Origin of the sequence: Prosthecobacter dejongeii (assembly GCF_014203045.1) — a bacterium.
GTDB lineage: Bacteria > Verrucomicrobiota > Verrucomicrobiia > Verrucomicrobiales > Verrucomicrobiaceae > Prosthecobacter > Prosthecobacter dejongeii.
Genome location: NZ_JACHIF010000012.1, coordinates 32,039 through 49,952 on the forward strand (window position 1 = coordinate 32,039; position 17,914 = coordinate 49,952).

16 protein-coding genes are annotated in these 17,914 nt (G+C 58.5%); 12 read left to right on the top strand and 4 right to left on the bottom strand.

Annotation, left to right across the window (positions count from 1 at the left end):
• The first annotated feature begins 21 nt into the window (after window positions 1–21).
• The 4 genes from HNQ64_RS21640 to HNQ64_RS21655 all read left to right on the top strand — a co-directional run bounded on the left by HNQ64_RS21640 (window position 22) and on the right by HNQ64_RS21655 (window position 4,025).
• On the top strand, window positions 22–1,206 hold the full coding sequence (locus HNQ64_RS21640; RefSeq protein WP_184212733.1) for an FG-GAP repeat domain-containing protein: 1,185 nt from the start codon (window positions 22–24) through the stop codon (window positions 1,204–1,206).
• Between the two features lie 75 nt (window positions 1,207–1,281).
• Window positions 1,282–1,878: a L,D-transpeptidase family protein gene (locus HNQ64_RS21645; protein WP_184212734.1), complete on the top strand. Its 597-nt coding sequence runs from the start codon at window positions 1,282–1,284 to the stop codon at window positions 1,876–1,878.
• A 12-nt stretch (window positions 1,879–1,890) separates the two neighbouring features.
• On the top strand, window positions 1,891–2,667 hold the full coding sequence (locus tag HNQ64_RS21650; RefSeq protein WP_184212735.1) for a sulfite exporter TauE/SafE family protein: 777 nt from the start codon (window positions 1,891–1,893) through the stop codon (window positions 2,665–2,667).
• A 116-nt stretch (window positions 2,668–2,783) separates the two neighbouring features.
• Entirely contained in the window at window positions 2,784–4,025 is a 1,242-nt protein-coding gene (locus HNQ64_RS21655; protein WP_184212736.1) for an SGNH/GDSL hydrolase family protein, read from the top strand.
• Between the two features lie 63 nt (window positions 4,026–4,088).
• Here HNQ64_RS21655 and HNQ64_RS21660 read toward each other — a convergent pair whose 3' ends face one another.
• Together HNQ64_RS21660 and HNQ64_RS21665 are read right to left on the bottom strand one after the other, a co-directional pair.
• Entirely contained in the window at window positions 4,089–5,246 is a 1,158-nt protein-coding gene (locus HNQ64_RS21660) for a hypothetical protein (protein ID WP_184212737.1), read from the bottom strand.
• 53 nt (window positions 5,247–5,299) lie between these two features.
• The gene (locus tag HNQ64_RS21665) at window positions 5,300–5,857 is read right to left on the bottom strand and encodes a c-type cytochrome domain-containing protein (RefSeq protein ID WP_184212738.1); all 558 of its coding nucleotides are present in this window, start codon (window positions 5,855–5,857) and stop codon (window positions 5,300–5,302) included.
• A gap of 68 nt (window positions 5,858–5,925) precedes the next feature.
• Between HNQ64_RS21665 and HNQ64_RS21670 the strand changes: the two genes are divergently transcribed.
• From HNQ64_RS21670 to HNQ64_RS21690, 5 genes are all read left to right on the top strand, one after another.
• Window positions 5,926–6,819, top strand: coding sequence for a tyrosine recombinase (locus HNQ64_RS21670; RefSeq protein WP_184212739.1), 894 nt, complete (start codon window positions 5,926–5,928; stop codon window positions 6,817–6,819).
• A gap of 415 nt (window positions 6,820–7,234) precedes the next feature.
• Window positions 7,235–7,987 carry a TetR/AcrR family transcriptional regulator gene (locus tag HNQ64_RS21675; RefSeq protein WP_184212740.1) on the top strand — a complete coding sequence of 251 codons (753 nt, stop codon included), beginning with the start codon at window positions 7,235–7,237 and terminating at the stop codon, window positions 7,985–7,987.
• Window positions 7,984–9,075 carry an efflux RND transporter periplasmic adaptor subunit gene (locus HNQ64_RS21680; protein WP_184212741.1) on the top strand — a complete coding sequence of 364 codons (1,092 nt, stop codon included), beginning with the start codon at window positions 7,984–7,986 and terminating at the stop codon, window positions 9,073–9,075. The genes HNQ64_RS21675 and HNQ64_RS21680 overlap by 4 nt, the downstream gene beginning before the upstream one ends.
• Window positions 9,076–9,109: 34 nt before the next feature.
• Window positions 9,110–12,241, top strand: a complete 3,132-nt coding sequence (locus tag HNQ64_RS21685; RefSeq protein WP_184212742.1) for an efflux RND transporter permease subunit — start codon at window positions 9,110–9,112, stop codon at window positions 12,239–12,241.
• A gap of 17 nt (window positions 12,242–12,258) precedes the next feature.
• Window positions 12,259–13,656: an efflux transporter outer membrane subunit gene (locus tag HNQ64_RS21690; protein ID WP_184212743.1), complete on the top strand. Its 1,398-nt coding sequence runs from the start codon at window positions 12,259–12,261 to the stop codon at window positions 13,654–13,656.
• Window positions 13,657–13,665: 9 nt separating this feature from the next.
• Here the strand turns inward: HNQ64_RS21690 and HNQ64_RS21695 are convergent, their stop codons facing one another.
• Window positions 13,666–13,974, bottom strand: coding sequence for a hypothetical protein (locus tag HNQ64_RS21695; RefSeq protein ID WP_184212744.1), 309 nt, complete (start codon window positions 13,972–13,974; stop codon window positions 13,666–13,668).
• A gap of 220 nt (window positions 13,975–14,194) precedes the next feature.
• On the opposite strand from HNQ64_RS21695, the gene epsC reads away from it, so the two are divergent.
• Together epsC and HNQ64_RS21705 are read left to right on the top strand one after the other, a co-directional pair.
• The gene (gene epsC, locus HNQ64_RS21700; protein WP_246431160.1) at window positions 14,195–15,082 is read left to right on the top strand and encodes a serine O-acetyltransferase EpsC; all 888 of its coding nucleotides are present in this window, start codon (window positions 14,195–14,197) and stop codon (window positions 15,080–15,082) included.
• Window positions 15,083–15,093: 11 nt separating this feature from the next.
• Window positions 15,094–15,747, top strand: a complete 654-nt coding sequence (locus tag HNQ64_RS21705) for a SprT family zinc-dependent metalloprotease (RefSeq protein WP_184212746.1) — start codon at window positions 15,094–15,096, stop codon at window positions 15,745–15,747.
• A 4-nt stretch (window positions 15,748–15,751) separates the two neighbouring features.
• Here the strand turns inward: HNQ64_RS21705 and HNQ64_RS21710 are convergent, their stop codons facing one another.
• Window positions 15,752–16,282, bottom strand: a complete 531-nt coding sequence (locus HNQ64_RS21710; RefSeq protein WP_184212747.1) for a hypothetical protein — start codon at window positions 16,280–16,282, stop codon at window positions 15,752–15,754.
• A gap of 211 nt (window positions 16,283–16,493) precedes the next feature.
• On the opposite strand from HNQ64_RS21710, the gene HNQ64_RS21715 reads away from it, so the two are divergent.
• Window positions 16,494–17,873, top strand: coding sequence for a DUF1501 domain-containing protein (locus HNQ64_RS21715; protein WP_184212748.1), 1,380 nt, complete (start codon window positions 16,494–16,496; stop codon window positions 17,871–17,873).
• The last annotated feature ends 41 nt before the right edge of the window (window positions 17,874–17,914 follow it).

Sequence of the window (17,914 nt, forward strand, 5' to 3'; positions counted from 1 at the left end):
TCAAGTTTCAAAATCCGACCCATGATGCGATTCCAGGTTTTCTTTTTATCCCTGAGTCTGAGTGCCACTCTCCAGGCGCAAGTGACTCCCCAGTTCCGCGAACAAGAAATCGACGACAAAGTGGGCATCGGCTACGGTCTGGCGCTGGCAGATGTGGATGGCGATGGTAAAACGGACATCCTTTTGGCAGATAAAGACATCATCGCCTGGTACCAAAACCCCACCTGGACGAAGCATGTCATCGCGGAAAAACTGACGGAAAAGGACCATGTCTGCATCGCCGCACGAGATACGGATGGCGATGGCAAAGCCGAAATCGCCGTGGGAGCCCAGTGGAACCCTGGCGATACGGAAACCAGCGGGGCCGTTTTTTACCTGCAACCGCCTGCGGACCGCACCCAACGGTGGAAACCCATCCAGCTCAGTCATGAGCCCACCACCCACCGAATGCGCTGGGTGAGAAACCGCGCAGGCCGCTATGACCTCATCGTGGCCCCGCTGCACGGCCGCGGGAATAAGAATGGTGCAGGCGTGGGAGTCCACATCCTGGCTTACCATAAACCGGAGGATGTGACCCAGCCGTGGAACACGACGCTGGTGCATGACAGCATGCACATGACGCACAACTTTGAGGTGGTGCCCAGCCCTGCCAATGAGGCGGAACCTCTGCTGCTGGGAGGCCGCGAAGGCATCGTGCGCCTGACTCCAGGAGATGCAGGCTGGAAAGCCCAGTGGGTGACCAAGCATGACACGCCGGAACTTCTCGGCGTGGGAGAGGTGCGCTGGGGTGCCTTTGCCGGTGGGCAACCTTACGTGGCGGCGATCGAGCCCATGCATGGCAACCAAGTCGTGATCTACACCCCACCGCCCGAGGGCCCGAAAGATGGCCTGTGGCAGCGCCAAGTGCTGGATGACACCCTGGTGGATGGTCATGCCCTAGCCTGCTATGATTATTTAGGTCTGAACAATCGCCAAATCGCTGTGGGCTGGCGTGCTCACCACAAGATTGGCACTCGGGTAGGCGTGAAACTTTTCTACACGACCAAGGAAGATGGCAGCGGCTGGCAGCAGCAGTTGGTGGATGACAACACCATGGCCTGCGAAGACCTCATGGGAGCCGATTTGGATGGAGACCGGGACACAGACCTCATCGCGGCAGGTCGAGGAACCAAGAATCTCAAGATTTACTGGAATTTACGGCAATAATCAGCAGAAAAAGATCTGCATCCACCTGGGAAGGGCCGTTGCAAAAGGACCTTTTTCGCTAAGGTGAACTCCGCTATGAATATTGCACGACTCACCCTTGGGCTCATTCTGGGCAGTGTTCTCACTGCCTGCCAAGTACCTGTCTCCTTTGTCAGGCAGGAAGTCATTCGCAAACCGATCCTGGTCCAGCCAGTCAATTCCTCCAGCAGCCCGCTTTATGTTTGGCATGGCAGCGGCCAGCCGGGACCAGTGAGAGTGACGATCGACCTCAGCGAGCAGAAAGCCTACATCTTCCGCAACAGTGAAAATGTAGGCTGGAGCTATGTGGCCACGGGTCGCAGTGGTTACCGCACTCCGACCGGCACCTTTGTCATCTCTGAGAAGGTGGTGAACAAACGCTCCAACAAATACGGCAGCATCGTGGATGCGAACGGCAACGTGATCCGTGGCAATGCCACCGCCGGCGTGCATAGCGCTGCGGGTGGCCGATTCCAGGGTGCTAAAATGCCCTACTGGATGCGCCTGACTAACAACGGTGTGGGCATGCATGCAGGGGCTATCCCAAATCCCGGCTCACCTGCATCTCACGGCTGTATTCGCCTGCCCTACACCATGGCCCAGCAGCTTTACGAGGTTGCCCCCAGTGGCACTCGTGTGACCATCGTCCCCTAGTCTGCTTCACGCTTGAGCATTCCCGACTGGCTGCAGCAGAACACGCTTTTCACGGCAGATCCGCAGATCTTCCTCATGGCTGCCGTGGCGGCCTTGTGCATCGGCTTATCCAAAAGTGGGCTTTCAGGCACGGCCACCCTGAATGTGGTGCTGATGGCGCAGGCCTTCGGGGCCAAAGCCTCCGTGGGGCTGGTGCTGCCCCTGCTCATCGTGGCAGATTTCATGGGCTTTTACCTGAACCGTCACGGTGGTAGCTGGCGGCGGGTTCTGCCCATGGCCCCACCGGCCATTGCGGGTGTCATCGCCGGGTACTTCCTCCTTGGGGAAATTGATAACGTCTCCGCCCGCACCGTCATCGGCTGGCTCATCATCGGCCTGCTGGGATTCAAGCTGCTGCTGGATGCCAGCAAAGGCGCTCTTGAGATCCTCACCGGTCACCCTATTTTTTCCTGGGCCATGGGCCTATGCGCAGGCATCACCACCATGCTGGCGAATGCCGCAGGGCCCGTGATGACCGTTTACCTCCTCTCCCAAAAGCTGGAGAAAAAGGAGCACCTGGGGGTCTTCAGCCGCTTTTTCCTCTTCATCAATCTCTTCAAAGTCCCCTTCTCTGCCGATCTGGGCATCATCAATCCGCGCTCGCTCATGACCAATCTCGTGCTGCTGCCAGGCGTGGTGCTGGGCATCTTGCTCGGCTGGCAAATCCTCAAACGCATCCCGCAAAAGCCGTTCGAGTGGACCCTCTTTGTCCTCACGCTCGTGGCGGCGGTGTGGCTGATCCGGGGATGAGTGGAGGCGAGTGCTCGACCTGCCCAAGGCCCTCATCAGCGCACTAAAATCGTCTGAGATCTGAGGGAAGTTGACCCATCCACGCATTTGTGATGCTATTTCCCTTTCTCCATCCCATGATCCTTCGCAGCCTCTTTGTATCCCTCGCCCTCGCCGCCTCCCTGGTCCGCGCTGAAAATCTCCTCCCTGCCAATGCCCGCGTGGCTGTGATTGGCGATAGCATCACGGAGCAGAAACTCTACTCCAAGTACATCGAGGCCTACCTCCTCGCCTGCACGGGCCGCCAGGATATCACCGTATTTCAGTTTGGCTGGAGTGGTGAGCGGGCTGGCGGTTTTGCCGCTCGTTTGAAAAACGACCTCAGCGTCTTCAACCCCACCGTGGCCACCACCTGCTATGGCATGAATGACGGCAGCTACGTGGCCTACACCGACGCCATCGGTGCCGAGTATGAAAAGAACATGCGCCTGGTGCTGGATGGTCTCAAGGAAATGGGCGTGAAGAACATCGCCGTCGGTTCCCCAGGCGCGGTGGATACCAAGTTTTTCACCCGCTTTGAGCCTGCCATCTACAATGACAACCTCGCCCACCTGCGCGACATCGCCAAAAAGCTGGCGGGGGAATACGGCCAGAGCTTTGCCAACGTCCACGACACCATGATCGCCGCCATGGCCAAGGCCAAACCGGCGCTGGGAGAAAACTACGATGTCTGCGGAGCGGATGGATTTCATCCCGGCCCCAACGGCCACCTGCTCATGGCGGAAGCCTTTCTCAAAGGCCTGAAGATGGAGGGCAACATCGGCACCATCACCCTGAATCTTAGCGGCGAATCCACCGCCAGCACCGGCCACAAAATCACCTCTAGCCAGGCCGGCAGCGTGACGCTGGAAAGCACCACCTGGCCCTTCTGCTTTGACGCCGATCCCAAGGCCTCCTGGAGCACCCGCAGCATCCTGCCTTTCACCACTTTCAATCAGGATCTCAACCGCTACACGCTGGTGGTCAAAGGCCTCACCAAAGACAAGGCCAAAGTCACCTGGGGCGCAGCGAGCCAAGAGTTCACCAAAGCCCAACTGGAAACCGGCATCAACCTCGCCGCCGAGTTCCCCACCACCCCCTTCGACGCCGCTTTTGCCGATCTCCTGGGAGCCATCGGCAGCAAACAATCCTTTGAAACCACGATGATCAAAAACCTCATCACCCACTTCCGCAGCCTGGGCAAAGAAGCCGAAGGCGACCCCGAATTCTCCGCCGCCCTCAACGTGCTGAAAAAGAAAAGCATGGCCAAACAGCAGCAGTACGACGCCAACGTCCGCAAGCGCCTGAAAGCCGTGATGCACACGATCACGGTGGAGTAGGACGGAGTCCAAAAGTGCCAATCTTCTTAAACCCTGGGTTCCGTGAGCCCAGGGTTTAAGGCTTCAATTCTCTCGGACCTTGAGGCCTGAAACCTCTAACCACTCTTTTAATTGTGCGATAACCGCCTGCCGATGGCTGAACAAAAGGAAGTGATCGGCCTTAGGGACAATATTTAATGTCACTTGCCCGCGGTTTGCTTTCATCAAAGTAGCTCCATCTCTCACAGACTGCACAGGCACGCGGTCATCTTCAGCTCCCGTGATGATATGGATAGACTTGTCCTGCCAGTTCTTGATGAAGAGCGGATTGATGAGGGAACGCACTTCAAACACGGGCGAAATGAAAGTGAGGGAGACAAATTTTTCGCCCATGTCACGCCCTACATGCCCCAGTCCCTTACCTCCATTGGAGAGGCCCATGAGATGCATCTTCCGAACATCAAGCCTCACAACTTTTTCGGCGTCGGCCAGAGCCGCATCCACCACATTAGAGGAATCTGCTGCAGTCCAGTCTCCCATCCCGTAACTGGGGCAGATCAGGACGAACCCGAGTTCATCCGCTATTTGTGAGAGTAACCAAGGATAAGCTTTAAAATTGCCCCCGCTCCCATGCAGAAAAACCAATACGGGTGCTGGCACATCTCGCTTGAGATCAGGCGGCACATACAGAAAGGAATGCCCCTGGCCGGACTGACTGAACCAAATATCTGAATAGGCATGTGGCATGACCGAACCCAGCGCATGAAAATCCGCATCGGCTTCGAGTTCTCGATAGATTTGTGACGTCCAGCCAGAGATCTTCCGCGATTGCTGAAAAGTGAAATAATGATCAATCAAAGGCACCACTTTGAAGCCTAACAAAAATTGATCCAACTCAGGCAACAAGTTACCCAATGCCTGCCGCTGAAACCCCCACTTCTCTTTTGTATAGCGATGCTGAATACGCGCGCCTTCCGGCAAATGGCCATCTGGAGCGAGCATGACCAGCCAGACCGTCAGCCCTGCCCAGCACAGACAGCCCAGCCCACCCGCCCACTGTGGCCAAAGCCGATCAATCTCTATACCGATGAACACTAGCAGCGGTGACAATCCAATCATCACCCCCGCAATCCCAAAAAGCACGCTTTCAAACGACTGCCCAACGAAGAGCAGCAGCAACGACAAAGGCGTGACGAGGAGCGCCAGCATCAGGCTGGCCATGCGTGCTAGAACAAAAAACATCTAGCCTTAACATACCGTAAATTTTGCCTCAACCAAGTGAGGCTCTATCCCCCTCACGGAGCCGCGCATTCTTTGGCCAGTTGCTGGCTGGCGGCATCGAGTTTGCTCATGGGGTAGGGCACTTCTTGGGCATTGATGGGCATGCGCAGATACACGGTGTCGCCTTCCAGTTTCACGAAGCCTGCTTTGATCTTTTTGCCTTCAAAGTTGGTCCAGGTGAGGATGGGCGGCAGCTTTTTCTGGACAGGGGCCATCGTCGGCTTGGGCGCATCTTTGTCCAGCAGGGCACCTTCCGTGATCCATTCTCGCAGAGTCTCGATCTCTTTGCTCGAAAGATTGTCCTTCGGGGGCATGTGGGCTTCATGCTCGGGATCGGCCACGACTTTGAAGATGTGGCTCTCTGCCGGGTTACCTGGGACGATGCCCCCTTTGGGATTGATATCCAGCTTCAGGGTGGCGAGGTCATCGAAGACGTAACCGGCCTTTTTCTTCCCAGTTTTGTCACTGTGGCACTCGTAGCAGTGCTTTTCAAAAATGGGGGCGATGTCTTTTTTGAAGTCGGCAGCGGCCGCTGCGGAGGCGGTGAGAAGGAAAGCAGGCAGAAATTTCATGCAGGGGGTCATGCAATCAAACGCAGGAGATGACAGGTCCTTAGCTTTGCGTGAGACTTGGCCCACCCATGCTCGATGCCATTGACAGTTTTATTCTCCATCTGGCCACCGAACGCGGGCTGTCCACGAACTATCAACTGCTGGTGCGACGGGTGCTGGAGGCCCTGGCTTCCTGGCTGAAGCAGGAACGGCAGATCGAAGACGCAGCCGCTGTGACCACGCCGCACCTGACAGACTACCTCGCCCGGCGAAAAAAGGATGGGCTGGCGGCCTCCAGCGCGCGGGTGGAACTGGTGGCCGTGAAAATTTTCTTTCGCTGGCTGGCGGCTCGGGGCAAACGGGCGGGTGACCCTGCGGAACCCATCCTACCTCCACGCATGGAAAAGCACCTGCCAGGGACGATGAATGAGCAGGATGCGAGGACACTGGTGGAATCCATCACAGGCAACGATCCCCTAGACCGCCGAGATCGCGCCATTTTGGAACTTTTTTATGCCAGCGGTCTGAGGCTTTCCGAGCTCATCACCGCTCGGTTGGAAAACCTGAGCCTGGAGGAGGGCTGGATCCGCGTGACCGGCAAAGGGGCAAAAACTCGCCTTTCTCCAGTGGGAGGAGCCGCGCGGGAGGCCCTGGAAGCCTACCTCACCCACTCACGCCCTCTTTTGGTGAAAACCAAAAAGACCCAGAGCCACATTTTCCTCTCCCAACTCGGCGGCCCCCTGACCCGGGAGCGGGTGTGGCAGATCGTCAAAAAACGGGCTGAGCAAGCTGGCCTAGGCACTCACATTCACCCCCATCTGCTGCGCCACTCCTTTGCCACCCATCTGCTCAACAACGGGGCCGATTTACGGGTAATCCAGGAGATGCTGGGCCATGCCGACATCGCCACCACCCAAATTTATACCCACGTGGATCAAAAGCGGCTGAAGCAGGTGCATCGGCAATTTCATCCGAGGGCCTGAAAAAAAGATTCTTTCTCTGAAAATCTTTTGAACGCATCACAATAGGCAGGAATCAAATTCAACATACGGTCTGCTGACTCTCAGCTCTTCACGTGTGTGATCTGATTGAAGGCCAACTTTCCTAGTTACTGCACTGCACCCCCGCTTGGTCTTGGTCGATTTTACAAGCGGAGGTGCAGAAGCAGAACCGGAAAATTTTTTTGAGGTGTACATTAGGGCTGTAACCAGTCCAGCCAGGCCGCCTGTTTCCTAGCGACCCAAAAGTGCGGACTCATGAGTGTGCGGGTGTGAAAATGTCCCGTGCCATGAGACACGGTCAGACTTTGCTCAGGACACGAAATGTTAGAGATCGCGATTGACGTCTCTGGATTTGCCTCTTATTAAACGCCTGTTTTAAACAGCCGTTTAACTTCCGATGCCTAAGTCTCGCCAGACTCCCCCGCCTTCTGCTGCTGCCCGCGAGCGTGATCCTGACGCACGGAAAGAGCGCATCATGGCGGCGGCGGGCGAAGTCTTTGCCCGCACGGGATTTGCCGATGGCAGCGTGCGTGAAATAAGCCAGATCGCTCAGGTGAATGTGGCCTCCATCAATTACTACTTTGGCAGCAAAGAGGGCCTGTATCGGGAAGTACTGCTCGCTGCTCATGCTCACGCGCTGGAGCAGCAAGTGCTGCCGGAACTTTCCAAAAATCCTGAACTGGCCCTGCGCGAGTGGATCCATTTTTGCCTGCGCTTTGTGCTGATGAAACGCAAGGCTCACCCTGTGCTGGGCCGCCTGATGGCCCATGAAATGCATCAACCCACAGCAGCGCTGGGCGAGCTGGTGAGACTGGTCATCAAACCCCGATTCGCCGACCTCATCGGCCTTGTCACGGCCGTTGCTGATCCCTCACGCACTCAAAGCGATTGCGAAATGGCAGCGCATCAGATCATCGCCATGTGCGTGCACTTCGACCACAGCCGGGAAGTGGTGGGGCTACTGGGATTTCCCGCGCCCGAGACGGAGGCTGACTTTGCCCGCCTGGCCGATAGCATCGCCGACATGGCCCTGTACGGCCTAACGGGAAGCAAGTCCAAAACGCTTGCCACAGCCAACCCAGCCTCCGGCAAATCTGCCTCGCTGAAGACACGCACCCCCCTTTCCAAAAAGACTCCCCCCACTGCATGAAAAGGACCTCCCTCATCCTCCTGATGGCCGCCGCTTATTGCGTGGTGGCCTGCCAAAAGGCCGCTCCAGATCCTGCGGCGTCTCCTGCGCCTGAAGCCGTGCCTCCGCCGATCCAAGGCAGCACGGTCAAGGCTACCGAGCGCAGTTTCCCGCGCTTTTTGCGAGTGACGGGCCAGTTGGCTGGGCAGCATGATGCCGTGGTGGCAGCCGACTCCACCGGGCGCGTGATGACAGCCCCTGTCGAGCGTGGGTCCATCGTGAAACCTGGCGATGTCTTGGCCACCCTGGATGATCGCCAAGCCAAACTGACGCTGGCGGAAGCCCATGCCTCCGCCGAGCTGGCCAAGTCCCGCCTAGCTCTGGCTAAAAACGAGCAGGAACGCAACAAACCTCTGGCGGAGAAAAAAGCCGTGGCCGATGCCGATTACCAAAAACTGCTGACCGAAGTCTCCGCCCGCGAGGCTGAACTCGCGGCTGCCATCTCCCGCCAGGAGCAAGCGCAAAAGACCCTGGATGACTGCGTGATCCGTGCCGTGGCTGGCGGTGTGGTGGCCGAGCGCATGGTGGACCCAGGCGAATACGTGCGCATGGATTCCGCGGTGGCGCGTGTGGTGGATCAATCCACGATGCGTCTGGTTTTGAATGTGCCTGAAACGGAGGTAGGCGGGCTGGAGATTGGTCAAACGGTGGAGTTCACCACGGCTGCCTTTGCCGGTCAGACTTTTAAAGGTCAACTCAAGTTCCTCGGAGCAGCCATGCGCGAGGCTTCGCGTGATCTCGTCATTGAGGCGACTGTAGACAATGCGGATGGCAAGCTGCGCGCGGGTTTCTTCTGCGATGCCCGCATCCAGATGCGTGAGGAAAAAGCCGTGGCTGTGCCCGAAGATGCGCTACGCATCGAGGGCTCACGCCGGAAGGTTTTTGTCGTGACGCCGGAAGCCAACACGCTGTCTGAGCGGCTGGTGGAAGTGGGTGATACTCGCGAAGGTTTCACCGAGATCCGCAAGGGCGTGGTGAAGGACGAAACCGTTCTGGTGAAACCCCCAGCCGAAGCCACCGATGGCCTGCCCTTCCAGCCGAAGGCATGAGAGAGTCTTTGAACTTTAGCACCTCCTCCCCCCCATGCAATGGCTCGCCGCAATCTCTGTTAAACGCCCGGTCTTCGCCAGCGTCATCATCCTCGTCTTCGTGGTCGTGGGTGTGCTGGGTTACACGAAACTGCCGGTGGACCGGTTCCCCAAAATTGACTTCCCCACTGTCAGTATCGTCACGCGTCAAGATGGCGCGACGCCGAAGGAAATCGAAACCGAAATCACCGACAAGATCGAAGAAGCGGTCAACACCGTCGCCGGCATTGACGAGCTGCGTTCCATTTCCAGCGAAGGCATCTCTCAAGTGCTCGTGACCTTTGTTCTGGAAAAGAACATTGATGTGGCCGCTCAAGAGGTGCGTGACCGCATCGCTCGCGTGATTCCAGAATTACCGGAGGATGTGGACGCACCCATCATCGAGAAGCTGGACCCAGACGCTGCGCCCATTTTAAACATCGCCCTGGTTGCCAATAAGCCCGTGCGTGAGATCACTGAGTATTCAGACAAGATCCTGCGCCGTCAGTTGGAAAGTGTGCCTGGTGTGGGCCAGATCACCCTGCTAGGTGGACGCCTTCGGCAGATCAATGTTTGGTTAGACCCCATGCGGCTGCGGTCCTATAACCTGACCGCGACCGATATACAGCGAGCCCTGCGGGCGCAGAACGTACAGATCCCCGCTGGCACCGTGAAAAACGCCGCGAGCGAGGCCGGCTTCCGCGTGCTGGGGAAGGCCCGCAGCATGGATGAAATCAATATGCTGGTGGTCACTGAAAACAGTGGCGGCCTGGTGCGCCTGCGCGATGTCGCCCGGGTGGAAGACGGCGCGGAAGAACAACTCACCGTGGCCCGCAACAACGGTGTGCCTTCTGTGGTCCTCTCCATCCGCAAGCAGAGTGGCACCAACACCGTGGCCGTGGTGGATGCGGTGAACGAAAAGCTGGCCGATGTGAAAAAGTTGCTGCCGGAGGGCTACAATGTCGAGGTCGTCCGAGATACCTCCACTGTCATCCGCACCAGCGTTCATGCCGTGAAAGAGCACTTGGTTCTTGGCGCACTTTTTGCCGCCGTCGTCGTGCTGGTCTTCTTGGGAAACTCACGTGCCACGCTCATCTCCGCGCTCGCCATTCCCACGTCCATCATCGCCGCCTTTGGCATCATGTGGGCCCAGGGGGTGACGCTGAACGTCATCAGCCTCGTCGCTCTGGCCCTGGCGGTAGGCATCGTGATTGATGACGCCATCATCGTGGTGGAAAACATCTTCCGCCACATGGAGGACAAAGGTGAAGACTCGTACACGGCCTCCATCGAAGGGCCCAAGGAGATTGGCCTTGCCGTCATGGCCACCACCTTGTCCCTGCTGGCCGTGTTTGTCCCTGTGGCCTTCCTCAGCGGTATCGTCGGTATGTTTTTGAAGAGCTTCGGCCTCACCATGGCTTTTGCCATCGCCGTCTCACTTTTGGTTAGCTTCACGCTCACCCCTTCGCTTTCTGCCCGCATGTTCAAGAACGGTCACGGCACCCGCTTTGACAGGTGGCTGGAGCATCTGGTGAACATTTTCTACAAGCCAGTGGAGGTGGTGTACATGGGGCTACTGCGTTTTTCCATGCGCCACCGCTGGGTCGTCGTGCTGGCCTGCATCGGCATCCTGGCCTGCATGCCCATCCTGATGAAAACCGTGCAGAAGAGCTTCCTGCCCCCTGTGGAGGAAGCTGAGTTCGTGGTAAACATCCGCACGCCTGAAGGCACGAGCCTAGCCGCGACGGACCTGATGGTGGAGCGTTTTGCCCGCGAGGTGCGTAAGCTCCCCGGTGTGGATGGCACCCTGCTCACCATCGGTGACAATGACCAGCGCACGCCCAATCTGGCCGGCATCTTCGTCCGCCTCAATGATCCCGCTCTGCGGCAGGACCAGCAAACGCTCATGGATCGCGTGCGTCAGGAGATCGTGCCGAACTTCCCCAAAGAATGGCGCATCAGCGTGCTGGCTGTGCCGCCTTTCAATACCGGCACCTCTAGCGCTAACGTACAGTATTTCATCGCAGGCCCAGATCTGGATGTGCTCACCCGCGCCACTCAGCAAGTCATGGAAGAAGTGAAAGATCTGCCGGGCCTTCGTGACCTAGACAGTTCCCTCATCGCAGGCAAACCCGAAATCTCTGGCACGGTCAACCGTAATAAAGCCGGGGAGATGGGGGCCAGCATCGCCGATATTTCCAGCACCTTAAGACTGCTCGTGGGTGGAGTGGACGTCTCCACCTATGATGACAGTGGCGAGCAATATGACATCCACCTGCAGGCTGAGGAAACTTATCGCAACACCAGCGAGACTCTCAACCTACTCACCGTGCCTTCCCTCAAAGCAGGCCCGGTGGCCATCTCGAACCTGCTCACGCTGGATGATACGGACAGCCCTTCGCAGATCAATCGCCTCAACCGCCGCCGCCAAGTCACCATCACCGCGAACAATGCCCCCGGCGTGGGGGAGACGGAGATCATGGATGGCATCTCCGCTGCCGTGAATCGCCTGAATCTTCCGGCTGACTACGCCAGCGGCAGCACGGGCAGGTCGAAGGAAATCGCCAAGGCTAGCAAAGCTTTTGGTGTCGCGTTCCTGATGGCTTTTATTTTTATGTACCTCATTCTCGCTGCACAGTTTGAGAGCTGGATTCACCCTTTCACCATCCTGTTAGCCCTGCCCCTCACGCTGCCCTTCGCCATCTTGTCACTCATTTTGTTCGGCCAGTCCGTGAATATTTTCTCCATGCTCGGCATCCTCGTGCTCTTCGGCATGGTGAAGAAAAATGGCATTCTCCAAATTGACCATACTAACCAATTGCGTGAAAAAGGCATGGATCGCCTAGAGGCCATCCTTCTGGCCAATAAAGAACGTCTCCGCCCCATCTTGATGACCACCCTGGCCTTCGTCGCAGGCATGGTGCCAATGATGACCGCAACCGGCGTGGGCGCAGCCTATAACAACGCCACTGCCGGCGTCATCCTCGGTGGTCAGAGCCTCTCCCTGCTGCTCACCCTGCTGGCCACGCCGGTCATCTACTCCCTCTTTGATGACATGATCCACTTCCGCGAAAACCGCCGAAAAAAACGTGAGGCTAAAGCAGCAGCGAAGTCCGCCGCCCCTAATCCAGGGACTGCCTCCCTTTAATTTTCACTCCCAGCGCCATGCTCCAACGCTCCACGCTTTTCATCGCCGCCCTGGCCCTTAGCGCCTGCACCGTCGGGCCCGACCACACCCCGCCGGACCTCACGGACATCACCCCTGCCAAGTGGCGCTGGCAGACTGCCGCGCCTCGCGACGATGCCCCGCGTGGCGAGTGGTGGAAGATCTTCCGCGAGCCTGAGCTGGACCGACTGGAGGCCCTGGCCCTGCAAACCAGCCCCACTCTGCGAGCTGCTGCTGCGCGCGTGGATCAGGCCCGCGCCGCCGCACGCATCAGCACCTCCTCATGGCTGCCGGATGTGCGTCTCAAGGGCGATGGCAAACGCGAACAGACTTCCGGCAACCTCCCTACCCCCATCCCGGTGGACATTCCACGCGGTCGAGTGAATAGCTTCAGCACCCTCCTGGACCTGAGTTACGAGATCGACTTCTGGGGCAAGATCCGTCGTGAGGTGGAAAGCGCACGCGCTACGGCCGACTCCACCTCCGCAAGCTATCACAATGCCATCCTCACGCTCACGGGCGATGTCGCTGCGCAATACTTTTTGTTACGCGCTGCCGATGCCGAACTGAGCGCTCTCCGCCGCACCATTGCCCTGCGTGACAAGTTTAAAAACCTGTTGAACGACAAGTTCAAGGCCGGAGCCATCCCCGAGACCGACTACGCCCGCGCCGTCACCGAGGTAGCCACCGCCAAGGCCGAATTGGCCGACGTGAAACGCCAGCGCCAGGAGGCCAGCGACACCCTGGCCCTCCTCTGCGGCCAGCCTGCCAGCAGCTTCACCGTGCGGGAAAACCCCATTGGAGCGAAGGCCCCGCCTCTAGTCCCCGCTGGCCTTCCTGCCTCCGTGCTGGAGCGCCGTCCAGACATCGCTGCGGCAGAGCGTATCGTCGCCGCTCGCAACGCCGATGTCGGCGTGGCCATCTCCGCCTACTTCCCCGCCGTGAAGCTCACTGGCACCGCCGGTTACCTCAGCAATGAAGTGGATACGCTGCTAGGAGCCGACAGCCGTGTTTGGAGCCTCGGCCCCAGCATCAGCCTGCCCATCAGCGGCCTCACCGTCATCAAGTTCAACGTCCGCCGTCAGAAGGCCGCCCGGGAAGAAGCCATCGCCAATTACCGCCAAGCCGTGCTCAGCGCCATCCGCGATGTCGAGACCAGCCTCGCCCAGACCCGCTACCTGCGCGAGCAAGCTGGCGCCATCAGCGAAGCCCTCGCCGCCTCCACCAAGGCCACCGGCCTCGTCCAGGAATCCTACGAGCGCGGCACCCTCAGCTACTTCGAGTACCTGGACGCCGAACGCACCCGCCTCCAAACCGAACGCCAAACCGCCCAAATCTCCGCCCAACGCCACATCTCCACCGTCCGCCTCATCAAGGCCTTGGGGGGCGGCTGGTGAGGCCGTAAATCAGAAGGGCGACATTCTTGGGAAATTTTGCTTTAAAGCGAGGAGGGCCATGTAGGTCATCCAAACAAATCCTGCCCAACCAAGCCACCGTTCCAGGGGCTTGGTGCACAGCACCCCCAGGAGCAATCCCGGCACAGCCAGCCAAAAAACGGTGATTAAGTTCAATATCGAATCGGCTTCTAGGCCACGTCCACAAACGATCATGGGATTCATCGACACAGCCAGGATCAGGCATGACAGCCAAGGTCCGGCGATTGCAAAAAAATCAATCCACCCCTGCGCGGTTTCTGAGATGCGGAGGATTTTCATAGCACGATTCGGTCTCCATTTTATCTGAAAAGCCCCGCAAGTGGAAGCGGCGAATTTGTTTGCAGACTACCTCGTGGCTTTCTTCCCAATGAGTCTCCTCATGAATCACAAAGACATGGACGTCTTTTCCCCAACCCCGGCATTTGCCAGGGAGGCCTTTCGCCTCTAATCTCGGGAACAAGACATGGATTGCCGACAGGAAGAGATCGTTCAGAGCCTCATGACCTCATACAAGGAGGTCGGCGGGATCAACCACGTGGATTGCGGGGCTTTGCCGTCCAAACAGGCGATCGCGACGCTCTGTGAAGATCTGCTGCAGGTGCTGTTCCCGGGTTTTTACTCGGTGGATGCGGTCTCCTCCCATGATCTGGAGCTGATGACGCATGAGCTGGTGGCCAGCACGCGGGAGCGGCTGCGCACGGAGATCCGCCGCAGTCTGCGCCTGCGCGACCAGACGGGCAATCACCATGAGGAGGCGATGAAGCTGGTCTGTGATTTCATGGTGAAGCTGCCCGAGGTGCGGCGGCTATTACAAACAGATGTGCAGGCCGCCTATGAAGGCGACCCTGCGGCGCGGAGCTATGAGGAGATCATCCTGGCCTACCCAGGCCTAGAGGCCATCGCCATCCAGCGCACGGCGCACCAGCTCTATAGCATGGGCGTGCCGCTGATCCCGCGCATGATGACGGAGTGGGCGCATGGCCGCACGGGCATTGACATCCACCCTGGGGCCCAGATTGGCAGCCACTTTTTCATTGATCACGGCACGGGTGTGGTGATCGGCGAGACGTGCAGCATCGGCACCCGCGTGAAGCTTTACCAAGGCGTGGGCCTCGTGGCGCGCTCCCTGGCCCAAGGGCAGGCGCTGGCTGGGAAGAAACGCCACCCCACCATCGGCGATAACGTCACCATCTACGCAGGGGCGACCATTGTGGGGGGCGATACGGTGGTGGGGTCCCGCAGCACCATCGGTGCGAACGTTTTCCTGATGGAAAGCGTGGCCGAGGACATGATCTACGCCCTGGGTGACCAGGAGCACCGCATCCGCGACCGCAAGAACACGCCATTGACCAAAGTGCCTAAAACGGCCGATTCTGATAAGGCCTGATGCCCCCGTCCATGCTGAATCTTTCCCAGCTCGTTCTCGACTTTCAAGCCGGCATCCGCGGCAGCCTCGCAGAGCGCGCCCTGGACCGCCCGCTGTATGCGGAACCCGCCCCTGAGGCCCTGGCTGCCCCAGCGAAGGAAGAAAACGGCAATGTGCGGGATGCTGAGTTGACGGAACTGTGCCAGCAGTTGCTGCACAGCATCGATCTCGCAGGGGCTGCCAAGCTAGTCTCTGTCCAGTGGAACAGCCGCCTGCGCAGCACCGCCGGGTATGCGAGCTTTCCCGCCTGGAAGATCGAGCTGAACCCGAAGCTGCAGGAATTTGAAGGTCAAGTGGACCGCACGATGCGCCATGAACTGGCCCATCTGGTGGCCTATCACCGGGCCGGGCGGCGGCGCATCGAGCCGCACGGTGCCGAGTGGCAGCAGGCCTGTGCGGACCTGGGCATCCCAGGTGAAAGTGCCCGCCATCGCCTGCCTCTGCCCCGCCGAGAGGTAAAACGAAACTACGCCTATGCCTGCGCTCACTGTGGCCTCACCGTGCAGCGGGTGCGTAAATTCAGCCGCTACACGGCCTGCCGTGAGTGCTGCGGCAAGTACAACGGCGGCCAGTATGATGCGAAGTATCGCTTTGTGCTGATCCAGGATCTGCGCAGCAAGGAGTGACTGCCTACTCGCGCCACACCCGGCCCTGACCTGTGCGGAAGGAACGCTCGAGACTGGCGTGCAGGGAATTCAGCCTTTCCTCGCTTGGCAGGACAAACTCCACGGTGTGCGCATGGGTGGAGATGGGGTAACTTTTCACCACCTTGGGCGTGGTCAAAGTGGGGGAGACGCGTGAGGCGGCGTCCTTCATCAGCTCGCGCGCTTTATCAATGGCCTGCTGCCCAGCCCCGATGACACCACCACCCTCCAGGCGCACAGGCTCGAGGTAGTAAAAGCGCACGGTCATGTTGGAGTTCATGGTGAGATTTACCTCCACCACACGGGCCGTGCCATCGGCCACGTACTCGTGTTTGGACAGTGCTAGGATCTGGGTGCAGCGCACGAGGTAACTGCCCCCCGCCAGCTTGCCATCCCACAGCCCGTCTCGGGTAACCTCCTCTTGGTTAGGACTGGCGGGAGTGGCCGGGGCGCTGCTTTGAGCGATGGCGGTGGCGCTGCCTAACAAAGACAAGAGGGCGAAAAAGAGGATTTTCATGGGCGTGGGAAGTCTGAAGGCAATCCGCCCAAATGTAAACCCACCTGTGAGAGATCGTTTTTGAAGCCTCCACATCCATGGTTCATTAGTCCATTTCGAATCCTGAAAACCCGTGATCGTGGGAATCAGAACATCCCAAACCCATAGCAGGATTGTCCATTTATATTTTTCACTGGGTGGCGTATAACTCAGGAATACACGACCTAACCTTATGTTTAAATTTTCTGGCGATGGCTCCATCACCACCTGCGATGGTGTGACAAGGCGCGACTTTTTACAAGTCGGCATGCTCGGTGCCCTGGGGCTGACGCTGCCCAGTTTTCAGGCCCTCAAGGCAGCGGGAAAGGTGGACTCAAAAAAGAGCCAGCGCGCCTGCATCATGATCTTTAACCTAGGTGCTCCCAGCCAACTGGACCTTTGGGACATGAAACCGGATGCACCCAGTGAGATCCGAGGCCCGTTCAAACCCATCCGGACGAACAACGATGCCTTTCAGGTCTCGGAGATCTTGCCCATGCATGCGAAGATCGCGGATAAGTTCAGCCTTGTGCGTTCCTGTTACCACAACGCGGCAGCGGTACATGACACGGGCCATCAGATGATGCAGACTGGCCGCCTCTTTACGGGTGGTGTGAATACTCCACACGTGGGCTGCGCAGCGGAGTTTTTGTTAGGCCGCCGTTCCGACCTTCCCGCTCATGTCATTTTACCAGAGAGCATGGGGCCCACAGGCGGCAACATGCCGCATGGCCAGGATGCAGGCTTTTTGGGCAAGGCTTACGATCCTTTTGTCCTCAATTCCGACCCCTCCACGGCTGATTTCAAAGTCCCTGACTTGCTCCCCCCAAAAGAGATCGGCGAGGTGCGCCTGGAGCGGCGCCGACAGATGCGAGATCTGGTGGATAGCTCGGTAAAAAACTTCGAGTCTAGCGAACAAGCCAAGCTGATGGATTCGAACTTCGCCTCAGCCTACCGCATCATGACCAGTTCACAGGCACGTGAGGCCTTTGATCTGACGAAGGAGCCCATGAAGGTGCGCGAACGCTACGGCCTGAATCGTTTTGGCCAGAGCTGTCTGCTCGCCCGCCGCCTCGTTGAACGCGGCGTGCGCATGGTGACGGTGAATACCTTCATCACGGTCTTTGGTGAGATCACCTGGGACATCCACGGCAGCAAGCCCTTCACCAGCATCGAAGGCATGCGCGACATCGTGGCCCCCATGTATGATCAGGGCTACACGGCACTGATTGAGGATCTTTTCCAACGCGGCATGCTGGATGACACGATGGTGACCTGCCTGGCTGAATTTGGCCGCACGCCAAAAGTCAATCCAGCAGGTGGTCGCGACCATTGGCCAAACTGCTGGACCGTCAACTTCGCCGGCGGTGGGGTCAAAGGCGGCCAGGTCATCGGCAAGAGCGACGAGATCGGCGCTTACCCTGCCGAGCGTCCCGTGGACCCCGGTGAGATCGTCGCCACGATCTACGAGAGCCTTGGCATTGACCTCCACACGGAACTCCCCGGCCCCCAAGGCAGGCCGTATCCCGTCGTGGACTTCGGCAAGCAGAGCATCAAGGAGCTGTTCGCCTAACCCAAGGAACGCCCTCATTCATTCCCGTCTCCGACTGTTCC

Coding starts and splice junctions, on each gene's coding strand:
- HNQ64_RS21695 (WP_184212744.1), bottom strand. CDS start 13,974: ATGAAAATCCTCCGCATCTCAGAAACCGCGCAGGGGTGGATTGATTTT.
- HNQ64_RS21690 (WP_184212743.1), top strand. CDS start 12,259: ATGCTCCAACGCTCCACGCTTTTCATCGCCGCCCTGGCCCTTAGCGCC.
- HNQ64_RS21705 (WP_184212746.1), top strand. CDS start 15,094: ATGCTGAATCTTTCCCAGCTCGTTCTCGACTTTCAAGCCGGCATCCGC.
- HNQ64_RS21675 (WP_184212740.1), top strand. CDS start 7,235: ATGCCTAAGTCTCGCCAGACTCCCCCGCCTTCTGCTGCTGCCCGCGAG.
- HNQ64_RS21680 (WP_184212741.1), top strand. CDS start 7,984: ATGAAAAGGACCTCCCTCATCCTCCTGATGGCCGCCGCTTATTGCGTG.
- HNQ64_RS21670 (WP_184212739.1), top strand. CDS start 5,926: ATGCTCGATGCCATTGACAGTTTTATTCTCCATCTGGCCACCGAACGC.
- HNQ64_RS21685 (WP_184212742.1), top strand. CDS start 9,110: ATGCAATGGCTCGCCGCAATCTCTGTTAAACGCCCGGTCTTCGCCAGC.
- epsC (WP_246431160.1), top strand. CDS start 14,195: ATGACCTCATACAAGGAGGTCGGCGGGATCAACCACGTGGATTGCGGG.
- HNQ64_RS21640 (WP_184212733.1), top strand. CDS start 22: ATGATGCGATTCCAGGTTTTCTTTTTATCCCTGAGTCTGAGTGCCACT.
- HNQ64_RS21665 (WP_184212738.1), bottom strand. CDS start 5,857: ATGAAATTTCTGCCTGCTTTCCTTCTCACCGCCTCCGCAGCGGCCGCT.
- HNQ64_RS21660 (WP_184212737.1), bottom strand. CDS start 5,246: ATGTTTTTTGTTCTAGCACGCATGGCCAGCCTGATGCTGGCGCTCCTC.
- HNQ64_RS21645 (WP_184212734.1), top strand. CDS start 1,282: ATGAATATTGCACGACTCACCCTTGGGCTCATTCTGGGCAGTGTTCTC.
- HNQ64_RS21710 (WP_184212747.1), bottom strand. CDS start 16,282: ATGAAAATCCTCTTTTTCGCCCTCTTGTCTTTGTTAGGCAGCGCCACC.
- HNQ64_RS21715 (WP_184212748.1), top strand. CDS start 16,494: ATGTTTAAATTTTCTGGCGATGGCTCCATCACCACCTGCGATGGTGTG.
- HNQ64_RS21655 (WP_184212736.1), top strand. CDS start 2,784: ATGATCCTTCGCAGCCTCTTTGTATCCCTCGCCCTCGCCGCCTCCCTG.